Annotated in this window: 10 protein-coding genes; 2 read left to right on the top strand and 8 right to left on the bottom strand. The window is 62.8% G+C overall.

Annotated elements, in window-relative coordinates; translation table 11 throughout:
• Positions 1 to 18 precede the first annotated feature (18 nt).
• Positions 19 to 594 carry a DUF1349 domain-containing protein gene (locus tag LB577_RS18515; RefSeq protein WP_224687794.1) on the top strand — a complete coding sequence of 192 codons (576 nt, stop codon included), beginning with the start codon at positions 19 to 21 and terminating at the stop codon, positions 592 to 594.
• A gap of 69 nt (positions 595 to 663) precedes the next feature.
• Here the strand turns inward: LB577_RS18515 and LB577_RS18510 are convergent, their stop codons facing one another.
• The 6 genes from LB577_RS18510 to LB577_RS18485 form a co-directional block, all read right to left on the bottom strand.
• Entirely contained in the window at positions 664 to 2238 is a 1575-nt protein-coding gene (locus tag LB577_RS18510; RefSeq protein WP_224687793.1) for a glycosyltransferase, read from the bottom strand.
• Positions 2235 to 4367, bottom strand: a complete 2133-nt coding sequence (locus tag LB577_RS18505) for a glycosyltransferase (protein ID WP_224687792.1) — start codon at positions 4365 to 4367, stop codon at positions 2235 to 2237. The genes LB577_RS18510 and LB577_RS18505 overlap by 4 nt, the downstream gene beginning before the upstream one ends.
• A 47-nt stretch (positions 4368 to 4414) precedes the next feature.
• Positions 4415 to 5026: a bifunctional DNA primase/polymerase gene (locus LB577_RS18500; RefSeq protein WP_249490957.1), complete on the bottom strand. Its 612-nt coding sequence runs from the start codon at positions 5024 to 5026 to the stop codon at positions 4415 to 4417.
• Between the two features lie 168 nt (positions 5027 to 5194).
• Complete coding sequence (locus LB577_RS18495; RefSeq protein ID WP_224687791.1) at positions 5195 to 6724, bottom strand: mercuric reductase; 1530 nt, start codon at positions 6722 to 6724, stop codon at positions 5195 to 5197.
• The gene (locus tag LB577_RS18490) at positions 6714 to 8063 is read right to left on the bottom strand and encodes a glucoamylase family protein (protein WP_224687790.1); all 1350 of its coding nucleotides are present in this window, start codon (positions 8061 to 8063) and stop codon (positions 6714 to 6716) included. The genes LB577_RS18495 and LB577_RS18490 overlap by 11 nt, the downstream gene beginning before the upstream one ends.
• 235 nt (positions 8064 to 8298) lie before the next feature.
• Positions 8299 to 9051, bottom strand: a complete 753-nt coding sequence (locus LB577_RS18485; RefSeq protein ID WP_224687789.1) for an SDR family NAD(P)-dependent oxidoreductase — start codon at positions 9049 to 9051, stop codon at positions 8299 to 8301.
• Positions 9052 to 9400: 349 nt separating this feature from the next.
• On the opposite strand from LB577_RS18485, the gene LB577_RS18480 reads away from it, so the two are divergent.
• Positions 9401 to 10714 carry an O-antigen ligase family protein gene (locus LB577_RS18480; RefSeq protein WP_224687788.1) on the top strand — a complete coding sequence of 438 codons (1314 nt, stop codon included), beginning with the start codon at positions 9401 to 9403 and terminating at the stop codon, positions 10712 to 10714.
• A gap of 164 nt (positions 10715 to 10878) precedes the next feature.
• Here LB577_RS18480 and LB577_RS18475 read toward each other — a convergent pair whose 3' ends face one another.
• The gene (locus LB577_RS18475; protein ID WP_224687787.1) at positions 10879 to 12135 is read right to left on the bottom strand and encodes a polysaccharide biosynthesis/export family protein; all 1257 of its coding nucleotides are present in this window, start codon (positions 12133 to 12135) and stop codon (positions 10879 to 10881) included.
• Positions 12136 to 12220: 85 nt separating this feature from the next.
• Positions 12221 to 12898: a sugar transferase gene (locus LB577_RS18470; protein WP_224687842.1), complete on the bottom strand. Its 678-nt coding sequence runs from the start codon at positions 12896 to 12898 to the stop codon at positions 12221 to 12223.
• Positions 12899 to 13204: the final 306 nt, after the last annotated feature.

Genomic DNA, 13204 nt, shown 5'->3' with positions numbered 1-13204 from the left:
ACGGATCGGCGCGTCGCCATGGCATTGCAGGACCTGACCTGGCTCAACCCGCCGCCGCACCACGCCATCGACGGCGATACCGTCCATGCACGCACCGGCAAGGAGACCGATTTCTGGCGTGAGACCTTCTACGGTTTCTGGCGCGACAACGGCCATTTCCTGCATCGGCCGGTCGAGGGCGATTTCACCGCCGAAGTCACCGTCAAGGGCGACTACAAGGTGCTCTACGACCAGGCGGGGCTGATGCTCCGGCTGAGCGAAACGCACTGGATCAAGGCCGGCATCGAATACACGGACGGCCTCGCCTATGTCTCCGTCGTCGTCACCAACGACACGTCGGACTGGTCGCTGGTGGCCATTCATGCCGGTCCGGGCGGCGTCAGGATCCGCCTGACCCGCCACGCCGAGGCGATCCGCGTCCAGTATCTCGATGCTTCGGACGGTCACTGGAAGCCGGTGCGGCTCGCCTATTTCCCGGTGTCGAAGACGGTCGATGTCGGCATGATGTGCTGTTCGCCGCAGCGCGAGGGTTTCGAGGTCACATTCTCCGGCTACTCTGTCGGTCCGCCGATATCGCGCGAGTTGCATGACTGACGCCTTGGCGACATCTGCGGCCATCGCCGATCTGGAACCCTTAGGGAAGAAACTTCGGCGGCTGCCGGCTCACCACGGCACGTGCAGTATTTCCAGCTTAGGCAGGCCGACCGGCCTGATGCCGAGATCGTTGGCGAGCACGCCAAAAGCTTCGGTTTCGATCAGGTCGCGGTAGGGAATTTCGGGGAAGCGAAGGCCGCCGCGGTGCAAGGCGGCATCGACCAGGAGCATGGTTCCGCCGACCGCATCGAGGCCGATGATGTCGAGATGCCTGACATCGCTGAGATGATACCGGTTTGGTGTTTGCGCGGGAGGCTGGTGGAGACCGCCACGGATATCGCGGTAGTAGCGATAATCCCTTGTCTGCCGCCTTATGATGAAGCTGTTGAGGTCGAAACTGCCGCCGCCGGCGACCTTCACGCAGTTGGGCACCGCGATGCGATGTCCCGTGGCGATCAGCCGGTTGAGGGCATCGCCGGGAAAGCGCCAGACGTCGATGTCGATCCACAGTGCCCAGTCGTCGTCCTTGCTCAGCCCGTGATCGATCAGGTAATTTCGCACCTTGGCGATCGCGCCCCGCCTCGCGCGTTGCATCCTGGGCCTTGCCCGTTTTGCCCGGTCGAGGCTGGTGCCGACCCGCCTTTGCAGCAGGACGATGTCACGATATTTGCCGGCTAATCCCGCCGTCGCGGCCTGCAGCCGCTCCCAGCTCCCATCCAGGCTGTCACCCTCGCAGAAAACCAGCTTGATCCTCTCCTTGGGATAGTCGAGCCCCTCCAGCGCATCGAGAAATGGCTGGATGAGGTCAGCGGCGTCGCGAAGCGGCACCAGTACGGCGACATTTTTGCCTGAAGGCGGCGGCGCCGACAGGACCGCTTTGTCGACGCCCGCTTTCGCCACGGCCTCATCGAGATACGCGCCACGCGTCAGCTGATACCAAAGCCGGTAGGCTCGGTTGCGAAGCTTGGTGGTCCATTTCGGCGGCGGCTCAGGGATCCACCAGGTGCCGGCCCAGTGATGGATCGAAAGCGCCGCCGTGTCGTCGTCGGCCTCGCGCGCGGCGCTGCCGGCCGACATCACCGGCGTGAACAGGCCGGAAGGGTGAATGGCGAAGGCCGCCTGGTCGTCGTAATCGCGCTGGGCGGAGGTCAGCAGGCAAGGACCCGTGGCGTCGAGCACGTCCTTGGCGCCGGCGAGACCGGGCATCATCGACAGGAGATGCAGCCAGAACGGATGACCGGGCGGGCTCGCTATCGTCCCGTTGAACAGGAGATAGGGCAGGCCCCGGAATTCCATCTGGACGGCCGAATGCGAAGCCGGCTCCTTGCACAGCACGATCCGGGTCTCGTTCATGACCGGATCGAAGGGCGCGACGCATTCGCAATCGATGTCGGCGTAGACCCCGCCAAAATGATGCAGAAGCATGTAGCGGGCCGCATCCGACCGCTCCACGCCGTTTGGGTACGTGCAGAACACCGGCAGGAAATCCGGGTAGTGCTCGGCAACGAAGTCGAGCAGCATCCGGTCGCTCCAGAACATCACCGTCCAGCGTGGATTGTGCCGCTTCCAGCTGTCGGCATACGCCTGGAAGCGCGCGGGGACACGGTCGGTCTTCCACGTCTGGTGCAGGATTGCTGGAATCATGCGGCGGGGCCGTCTGGTCCAAGCCCGTCGCGGACGGCGTCGCGGATCGCTTGCAGGCCGAACCTTGCCCATGCCGCCTGATGCGCGCGAAGGCGTTGCCGCGCCCGGCGTTCGGGGTCGAGACAGAGTCCGATGGCCATCTCGGCAAGCGTCTCGTCGGTGTCAGCCAGCAGCACCTCGTCGTTCTCGACCAGGTCCAGGCCCTCGGCCGCGATCGGCGTGGCGATCACCGGTACGCCCGCGGCCATTGCTTCCAGGATCTTGATGCGTGTGCCGCCACCCGCCGTCAGCGGAACGACGGTGAGATGCGCGCTGGACAAGAGTGGCGCCACGTCGGCGGGATCTTCGATGAGCTCCACACCAGGCAATCTGGCCAGTGCCTGCACGGCCGGTCTTGGCGTGCGTCCAGCCAGGACAAGCCTGGCATCCGGCAGGGCGTGTCGGATACGGGGAAATATGACACTGGCCAATCGCTGTGCGGCATCGACGTTTGGCGGGTAGGCGAGATGGCCGATGAACACGATCACCGGAAAGCCGTTGCCGGTCGACGGCTCGGCAGGCAGGTGCGTGGGAACATCGCTGGCTTGCGGAATTCCGTTCGGAACCACGTGGATCGGAATCTTGTGCCGGGAAAGCCTCATCAGCTTCTGGCGATCCAGGTTCGAGCAGACCCATACCCTGTCGACAAGGGACAGCGCTTTTCTTTCAAGGAACCTGACGCCGAATGCCGCCGCGGTTCGCTTGGCACTGAGACGCCTGATCTGTGCTGCAAGGTCGGACTCGACATTGTGCATGTCGAGAATGAGCTGCGCCGCCAGCGGGCGCAGCGGCCGCAGCAGCTTGAACAGGCCGACGCCCTCGACAATGATGGTGTCAGGGCGGAATTCACGGGCGAGCGCCTCAAGCCGCGCCAGGGCGGAACGCGGTATGCGATTCTCCGCCCTGGTGCGCCACCACCCGACCGAGGCCGTGCGGGGCTCTCCCTCGGTCGAAAGGCCCTCGACGCGGATCAATGGATCAGCCGCATTCCCCGCGAACTTCGGCTTCACCGAAACCAGGCACACCGGCCCGAACCTGGCGGCTGCGTCGGCGTTGCGGTAGTTTCTCAGATCCGAACCTGAAGTTGGCGGAAAGGCCGGGTCGTACGACACGATCAGCGTGCGTCTTTCCCTGTCCCTCCTGGCATCCAACCGATGGCCAGGCCGCTCCACCATGGCCCCGGCATGAATTCGGGTACGATATTGCAATGTCTTCCAACTCCCGCCAAGGGTCTTGTGGGCGCGAACGGCACGCATCATGCGCATCGCAGCCCCGTATCGCTTGTGCTTGAGGAGCTGTCTGGAAATCCGCTGCGCGATCCAGGCTTTCCTCCATTGCAGAACGTCTTTAGCAATGCCTAAACCGGCAAGCTTGTCCAGTTCCAGTGCTATCGCGAGAAATGTGGCTCGGGGGGTCTGGACGAATCGCTGCGCCATTCTCGCTTCGTCATGGTGATAGAGAAGCACCGGTGCGGGGGTCGTCGCCACGTCGGAGCGGGCAAGCAGGGCTGCCCAATAGCAAGTATCCTCATCGAGACCAGCGGTTTCGGGAAAGCTGATGGCGGCCGTCGCCGCGGCTGCGACCAATGCGCTTCCCACGGCGATCGGCCACGCCTCGTTGAGAAGGTAGCGTCGGGCATTCAGGGCCCGATCGCTTGTATATCCATGTGGAGCCTTGAGCTTATCCGGCCGGCCCGCGGTGCGTCGAATGCTGGATCCGATCGACAGGCCGGCTCCGGGATTGCTCACAAGCGCCTCACGCAACAGCCCCAAGCCTCCCGCGATCACCTCGTCGTCGGCATCGAGGAAGAACAGGAACTTGCCCTTGGCACGCGCCATACCGGCGTTGCGGGCGGCGCCGGCGCTGCCAAGCCGCATGCTGAGGACCTGCAGCGGCAATTCATATTCGCGGGCGCTTTGGATCGAGATAGCGGCGGTCTGATCGTTGGATCCATCGTCGACCAGAAAGATCTCACCGATGAGGTCTCTGTCCGGCACAAGGCTGCGCAGGGTCGCGTCGATCGTCGCGGCCGCATTCCTTGCGGGGATGACGATGCTGATGTCCGGTCGCGCGCCGTCCGGGATACTCATGGGGGCTGGATACTCATGCGGACTGGATACTCATGCGGGCTGGATACTCACGGGGGCTCGAAGAAGCCACGGTTCAGTATGCGGTCATAATGGTATTTGAACGGCGAGACCGCGCGAAGCGAGAGACTAGCGAGGCCCTCGATGGGCGACGGATCGACGTCGAATGGTGAATGGTCCTTCAGCCAGCTGTAGGACGAACCATCCTTGAGCATGGACGGGCTGCCAACGACATAGCCCCCAAGCGCCTTCACGTGGCCGATCCGGCGCATGCCGGCATAGAGGCTGGACGAAGCCGTCGGGTCGCGCGTCCTGAGATAGACATGAAACCCGTTCGGCGATCTTGCAATCGGCGTGCGACTTAAAAGGGCCTCGTGCTTGCTCGACCAGCTCAGATAGGTCGCGGCATCATCGAAATCCAAGATAAGAAGGTTGGAGAACCCTCCAAGGATTCCGACATTTCCGGCAAACTTACGGAACCAGCGCCGGATGTCGTCGCCGGTTGGCGGCTTCTGCGACAGATGAAAGGCAACCGATTGGAACGCCAACTCTTTCAGGTCCCTTCGACGGGACTGCAAATGTAGGGGATGGTACTCCATTGCCTGGAGATCGAGATGCTTGCCCCCGGCACACAACGGCACGCAGATGTAGCCCTTGGCCAAGAGCCGGATTGCATATTCGGTTTCAGTTACAGGCTGCATCCCCGAGTGTTCCGCGGTCGCACCGTGCGTCCAATCTTCCTTAGTCGTACTGGGTGCCGTCAAGCGCCGGGCGGGATACTTGGTCGTGTATTTGCGGACATTTCAGAGAAAAGCATGCTTCATGCGCTGTCATCGCCTCGACCAGGCCAGCCAGCGCGCCGCCAGACGCCTGCGCAAGCTTGTGAACCGCGTTCGCCGGTAGGCGTCGCCCGCCATCTTGATGCCTTGGGCCTGCGTCGGGAAGGGGTGGATCACGTCGGCCAGTGCATGCAATCCGATGCCTGACCGGATGGCGAGCGTCACCGCGTTGATCATCTCGCCGGCGTGGGCGGCGACCACCGTCGCGCCGAGGATGCGGTCGGACCCCTCCCTGACATGGATCTTGACGAATCCCTCTTCCTCGCCGTCCATCACGGCACGGGCGACATCGTGCATCAGCACCGTATAGGTCTTGACCGGAATGCCGTTCCGACGGGCCTCCACCGGATAGAGACCGACATGGGCGATCTCCGGATCGGTATAGGTGCACCAGGGAACGACAAGTTCGCTGAGCCTTTCCCGGCCGCGAAACAGCGCATTGCGCACGACAATGCGGGCGGTCGCTTCGGCGGTATGGGTGAACTTGTATTCGAGGCACACATCGCCCGCCGCGTAGATGTGCGGATTTGTCGTTCTCAGGTGATCGTCCACCTTGATGCCGTTGACGTCATACACCACGCCGGCATTTTCCAGGTCGAGATCGTCGACATTGGGCGAACGGCCGACGCCGGTGATGATCTCGTCGACGGAAATGGTCGTCACGTCGCCGTCCCGCATCAGGTCGGCGAGCTTCTTGCCGCCCTTTGTCCGCACCGCCACCACTTCGGTGTTCAGCCGGACCTCGACCCCCTCGCGCGCCAGCGCGTCCGAAAGGATTTGCGCGGCGTCGCGTTCCTCGCCCGGCAGGAACATCGGATCGCTCTGCGCCAGGATGACCTTGGCACCGAGCAGGCAGAAGGCCTGCGCCGTCTCGCAGCCGAGCGGCCCGCCGCCGATGACCAGGAGCCGTGGCGGGCACTTCGTGAGATCGAACATGGTTTCGTTGTTGAGATAGCCGGCCTCGGCAAGCCCCGGAATCGCCGGCCCGCTTGGATGCGCACCTGTCGCGATCAAAGCCTTTCTGAACCGCAGCGTCTTGCCGGCGACCAGCACCGTGTCCGTGCCGGCGAAGCGTGCCTCACCGAAATAGAGGTCGATGCCTTGCGAAGCGATGGCAACGGCCGAATCGGCGCGGCTGATCCGCTCCCGGATCTGCCGCATCCGCATCATGGCGCGTTCGAAGTCGACGTGCAGACGCTCCGGCGTGTCGCCGCCGAAATTCTCGGCGTCGCGCATGTCGGCATAGAGCCTGGCCGTACGGATGATCGACTTCGACGGCACCCCGCCGACATTGACGCACGCACCGCCGATCAGCCCGCGCTCGATCAGCGCGACCTTGGCGCCAAGGCTCGCGGCGTCGCGCGCGGCGGTCAGTCCGGCAGGCCCGGCGCCGATGACGACGAGATTGTACGGACCGTCCGGCTCCGGGTTCTTCCAGCGCGGCGGATGCGCGCCCCGGATCAGCTCGACATCGTTGCGGTCGACCGGGAAGGCGGCGGCTTTGGTCCGTTCATGCGACATCGCGGCCCCCAGGCTCGGGGCTTGCGAGCTGCGACAGCCATCCGCCGGTGAAACCGGCCTTGTCCAGGCCGCGACGGATGTGAGGATTGGACCGCATTAACTCCCAGATCAGACGCGAGCGGTGGTTCTCGATCATCATGACCACGATGCCTTGGTCCAGCCCATAATGGCCTTCCGAGATCCAACCGTTGCGGCCGAATTTTCGCCGGCTGGCCAATGTCGGATTGAAGCCGCTCGGCAGCCGGAAATTGTCGATCACCTGCGGATAGCGGTCGCCGAGATGGCGCAAGGCAGCCAGGCAAATGTCAGGCGCGAAGGGCAGCGACGCCGGATAGGACCATGGCGCGATCGTCCCGTCATCCGGCCCGAAAGGCGCCCCACGCGCGGCATATCCGGAAAACCGATGACGCCGTCGCTCCACGCTGGCGCGGAAGCCGCCCGGTCCATCCCCGGCCGACAGTCCCCACAGGTTCTCGCCATAGCCGTCGAAGCCATAGGGGTTGTGCCGGGCATAGTCGCGGTGAAGGTAGGTCGAACGGCGGCTGTTCTCGAAATAGTCGGAATTCTTCTCGCGCATGAAGGCATCGCGGATGCCGGCGAAATCGATCCAGGCATGCGAGAACTGATGCATGAACAGCGGTCCGCCATAGAGCACGTCATGGCCATAGATGTTTTCCCACTGGTAGGTCGCCGTCCAGCCTTCATAGCAGTCGTCCGACGTCGGGCTGTCCGGCGAGGCCATCGACAGCACATAGAGGATCGTCGCCTCGTTGTAGCCTTCCCAGCCATAGTGCAGAAAGCCGCTCCTGGGCTTCCAGCCTTGCCGCAAGGTCGGACTGCTGCCTTGCGCCCAGCGCCAGTCGACGCGCCGGTAGAGCGCCTCGGCCAGCTGGCGGATTTCGGTTTCCTTCTCATCCCTGCCGGCGAAATAGGCGCTCGCCACCAGGAAGCCGGCGATCAGCAGGGCGGTGTCGACCATCGACAGCTCGCAGCGCCAGACCCGCAGCCCGGTTCGCATATCGAGGAAGTGGTAGTAAAAGCCCTTGTGGCCGGTGACGTCGTCGCCGCTGCCTTGCGGGCTGGCCGAGAAGAAACGCAGCGCGGCGAGGGTAAGCTCCACTGCCGCCTCGCGCGTCATCCAGCCGCGCTCGACGCCGATCGGATAGCAGGACAGCGCGAAGCCGACGACCGCGATGCTGGCCGGCGAATTCGGCCGTGACGTGTCGGCAACCAGGCCGTTGTCGGGTTTCACATTCTCCAGGAAATAGCCGAAGGCGGCGCGCTGATAGCGATCCAGAAGCTCGTCATCGGACAGCGTGGCGGGATATGCTTCAGGCAAACGATGCAAACTCCGGCCAGATGGTCGCGGCTCCCGTCGATCGCGCTTCATCGGCACGGCGGCCGTGGGTCATCGCCCCTGCCGGGCTGTCTCGTCGCATCATGGCTTCCCGCAACGCTGTTATGTCATCACCGTCCATCCGGACCTCAGCCACTATACGCCTGTCCAGCTCCGTTCGTTGCTCCGTCACGCGGAATTGTAGTTGGATCTGGCAGAGGCGGGAGCCCCCGGCTGGTTAATAGGTAGCGCGGCCGCCGGAGACATCGAACACCGCAGCCGTCGTGAACGAGCACTCCTCTGAGGCGATCCAGCAGATCAGTGCCGCCACTTCCTCGACCTCGCCGAAGCGCGCCATCGGTATCTTGGACAGCATGAAATCGATGTGCTCCTGGCTCATCTGCTTGAAGATCGCTGTGCGCACGGCCGCCGGCGTCACGCAATTGACCGTTATCTTGGTCTTGGCCAATTCCTTGCCGAGCGACTTGGTCAGGCCGATCACCGCTGCTTTCGACGTGCTGTAGGCGGAGGCGTTGGGATTGCCTTCCTTGCCGGCGATCGAGGCGATGTTGACGATGCGGCCATAGTCGCGTTCGAGCATGTGCGCGACGAGCGCCTTGTTGCAGTAGAAGACGCCGTTGATGTTGATGTCGATGACCTTCTGCCAATCCTCCGTCGAATAGGACCAGGTCGTCATGTTCGGCCCGGTGATGGCCGCGCTGGTGACCAGGATGTCGACCCCGCCAAGGGCTTCGATCGTCCGCGCCGTGGCGGCTTCAACACCCTTCGCATCGGCAACGTCCAACGTCACGCCGTGCAGGCCGGCAACAACGGCTTTGGCCTGATCGATCTGGGCCGGATCGCGATCCCAGACGCTGACGCGCCCGCCTTCGCCGACGATCCTTTGCGCCACCGCCAGGCCGATGCCCGAGGCCCCGCCGGTGATGACCGCCGACCGGCCGGCGAAACGTCCCGCAAAATGCATAGGCATTTGATTGTCCTCTTTCCGTGACCGATGCAACCGGCCGCCTCACCCTAGGTGGACTGTGAAGTCGCCGGCAGGCAAGTTCAAGCCGGCATGTGGGGCGATCGTCTGGGCCAATCCCGAAGCAGCGCGGACCCCATCGATCTCTCGGCAATCGCCCGGCTGTAAGACAAGGTGACCGGATTTGCCCCGGATTTGCCATTGAGCAAGGGGTGCGATAGGTTATATTGCACTGCACAATGGAGACGCTGTTTATTGTACGCCCCTGTTTGCGGATATGCCGGCCGGCTTTCGGCCTGCCGGGCTTGGTGGTCTCTGGCTGGCCGGTCTTGGGTCGTGTCGACGGGACTCTGAGATGAAGATTCCCAAGTCCCTGCTGGTCGATCCCGAAAAGAATTCCGCCTATGGCGCCTTTGCCGTTGCCGTCTCGATCTGGGCGTTCTCCTATTCCGTCATATTCGGCCAGGTGCTGATCCTGGCCTACTACGCCGTCTGGCTTCCGCTCATCCTGGTCGACTACCGGCGCTTCCTACGGCAGCTGTCCAGCGCCTGGCTGCCGCTGCTGTTCGCGGCCTATGTCTGCTTCTCCGTCTTCTGGTCGCAGGCGCCCGGCACCACCGCAAGGACGGCGATCCAGTACCTTTCCCACATTGCCTGCGCCTATGTCGCGGCGCGCACCGTCAGCGCGCGCACCCTGACGCTGGGCGCCCTGATCGGGATATTCTTCGTCCTGCTCTATTCACTCAAGGTCGGGGGCTATTCCGAAGACGTCCTCGACGGCACCTACAATTTCGTCGGCGCCTTCGCGTCCAAGAACCAGATCGGTTTTGTCGGCTCGCTCGGCATCTATTTCTCCGTTGTGTTCCTCGCCTTCCTGCGGCGTGGCCGGCTCAGCTTCATCCTGACGGTGCCCGTCGTGCTGTTGTCGGCCTATGTGCTGGTCGTCTCGCATTCCGCCACCTCGATGGCCTCGATACCGGCGGTCCTGGCGCTGATTGCACTGCTTGCCATGAGCAAACTCTTGTCGCGGCGCTATCGCCGCGTGATCTTCCTGGTCGGTGCCGGCATGATCGTCGTGGTGGCTGTGGTGGCGCTCAATCTGGGGCTCATGGACTTCGTGCTTGGCATCTTCGGCAAGGATTCGACGCTCACCGGGCGGACCTATCTCTGGGAACAGGGCTGGGATGCCGCTCAGCGGTCGCCGATCCTCGGCGTCGGTTATGCCGCCTATTGGGTGCAGGGATTTGCCGAGGCCGAACGGCTGTGGAACGAATTCTACATCACCACCCGCACCGGCTTCCATTTCCACAGCACCTATATCGAGGCGCTTGTCGAACTCGGCTTCACCGGTGCGACGATGGTGTCGCTGATCTTGCTGCGCACGCTTTACGGCCACGTCTCGATGGTGATCTTCAAGGCATGGCAGGCCGAATCGGTGGTTCTCTTCGGCGTGATGGTGCTGCTGCTGATCCGCTCCTTCGTCGAGGTCGAGATCCTCAACCCCTACATCATGGGTTCCTTCCTGATGTATTTCAGCTATTTCAAGCTGGCACGGCTGCCCGTTACCGGCACGCGGCGGTGGGGGGCCTTCGAGCCGGCGGATGCGAACAGGGGCGAGGCCGAATGGCCGCGGCACGCCGGCCGTCCGGCGACTGCCGACCCTACGTGAGCCAACGCACCTTGCCCAAAAGGGCGTAGCGATTTTGGGCAACGATGCATCGAAAATCGCACTACCAAAGAAAGTCGCACCAACAAAAACCTCCGCCAGGAAGGCCCGACGGAGGTTTTGCGATTGGGGATCGAAGGCGCTGGATCGCGCCAAACCTGGCGTGCCTATTGGCTGGCCAGCGGCGCCAGCTTGACCTTGATCACATCGCCGGGCAGCACTTGCGTTTCTTCCTTCGCCGCGATCTCGCTGGTCTTGCCCTCGACATTGCGCACCAGTGAATAGAGCAGGGTGGGCTGCTGGTCGTTGGTGATGGCCGCCGTCATCGCTGGATCGGTGGCCTGGGCTATCAGGCCTTTCTGCATATTCACCTTCAGCGCGGCCTCGTTCAGGTCGGCTTCGGTCTGCTGCCGGTCGGCGGCGAGGCTCGAACTCAACGTGTTCTGGGCATCGATGGCGTCCTGCGTCGCCTTGCTGATTGCCTGCTTGGCGGTGAGGATGGCTGTCTCGTAGTCGAGGATCTTGCCCTGCAGGTCGGTGACGGACTGCTGCGAATCCAGAAGTCTCGCATTGGCGACCAAGCCCTTCTGGGCCAATGGACCGATGCTGGCGAGCTGCTGCTGCGCAAGGTCGACCTGCTTCTGCTGGTTGACGATCTTCTTTTGCAGCGATTCGATTTCGGCCTGCAGGACACCCTTGAGATCGTCGAGCGCCTCGAGCTTCAGCTTCAGCGCCTTCTGGTCGGCCGTCAGGATCGTCATCTCGTCGGCGACGATGGTCGGCAGCCGTGGATCGCCCTCGACCTCCTTCGGTGCCTCGAAGCTCGTCTTGCCCGCAAGGTCGGCATCGATGCGGGCGCGCCTGACGAGCAGCCGGACACGCTGGTCGTCGGAGATGTCGAAGTTGCCCTTGGCGGTGACCAGGTCCTTGCCGAGCTGCGGGCCGTAGTCCGCGGTGCGCCGGATGCCGCCGGCGACGCTGATCGCTTTCAGCACCGTCAGATCGGGCACGTAGGGAAACTGACCGGGGTTCTGCACTTCGCCCGAAATGTAGAACGGCCGGAACTGCGCCATTTCGACCGAGGCTTCGGGCTTGTCCGACAGAGCGAGCTTACGCTGCAGCGCCTCGCCGATAGCCGCCGCGACTTCCGCCGTGGTCTTGCCGGCCGCCGGCAACTCGCCGACGAAAGGCACCGACAGCGTGCCGCTAGGGCCGACCGTGTATTGGCCATTGACCGCCGTCCAGTCCCTGAATGTGCCTTCGACGGTCTGCCACTCCGCGATGCGGATGGTGAGCTTGTCCTGCGAGCCGAGATGGTATTCGTCGGCGGTTGCGAGTTGGGGAAAAGCGAGCGACAACGCAAGGCATGTGGCCATGAGCCGCGAGCGGCCGGAGAGTGGGCCGCTGCCAAAGGCTTCGAACATGTCTGTCTTCAAGTGAACGTTCCGATCCGTTTTAGCCCCATCGCCCGATGAGCTTGCCGCCGGATGTTTGGTATCGGCCGGCCGGTCAGTAAGAACCGCGTGACATCCAAACGGCCGGCACGGTCCTGATGATGATGCGAACGTCTTCGAACAGCGACCAGTTCTCGACATAGTGACGATCGAACGCGACGCGGCTGTCATAGGAGACGTCGTTGCGGCCGCTGACCTGCCACAGGCCGGTCAGGCCGGGACGCGACTTCAGATAATAAACGGCGGCGCTGCCGTAGATTTCCAGCTCGTCGCGCACAACGGGGCGGGGCCCGACAAGGCTCATGTCGCCCTGCAGGATGTTGATGATCTGCGGCAATTCATCGAGGCTGAGTTTCCTCAACACCGCTCCGACGCGCGTGACGCGCGGATCGCTCTTCAGCTTGCGGGTCGCAATCCATTCCGCGTTGGCTTCCGGATTGGTGGCCAGATAGGCGGCCAGCACCTTGTCGCCATCCGGAACCATGGTCCGGAACTTCAGGCACGGGAAAACCCGGCCGCCGCGGCCGATTCGCCGGTGACCGTAGAAAACCGATCCGCCGTCGGATAATTTGACGAGCAGCGCTATCATGACGAACAGCGGGCTGAGAGCGATTAGTCCCGCCAGCGAACCGATAATATCGAAACTTCGCTTCATGAGGCCGCCGATCGGCGGCGGAAAATCGGTGTCAGCCTGCGAAAAGTCCGCCGTGGCCGACTTGGCAATATCCCTCATGCCGTAACTCCATGCGTTGAACGAATGGTTCACCACACGATACCAAAAAAATGTTGCAGCGCAACACACAATTTCCCAGCCCATTGAAATAGTCACGTCATGAATTGACCAAATAATAAGCTCGCAATGCACATTTTTCAGGATGCATAGCACATTTGTGACAATAAATGGGCAAGTGGAAAAAATGCCGACGTTTTTGAGGCGAATTTTGGGCAGGACGTTCTCCGCGGCCCAGAGTGATGCACATGAGTGCTTTAGAAGGCCCCTAAGATCACGACTATTAACATAAAATACTACTTAACATTA

Source organism: Mesorhizobium sp. B283B1A (genome assembly GCF_020165735.1).
GTDB lineage: Bacteria > Pseudomonadota > Alphaproteobacteria > Rhizobiales > Rhizobiaceae > Mesorhizobium > Mesorhizobium opportunistum.
This window is presented reverse-complemented; position numbering and strand designations above follow the sequence as displayed.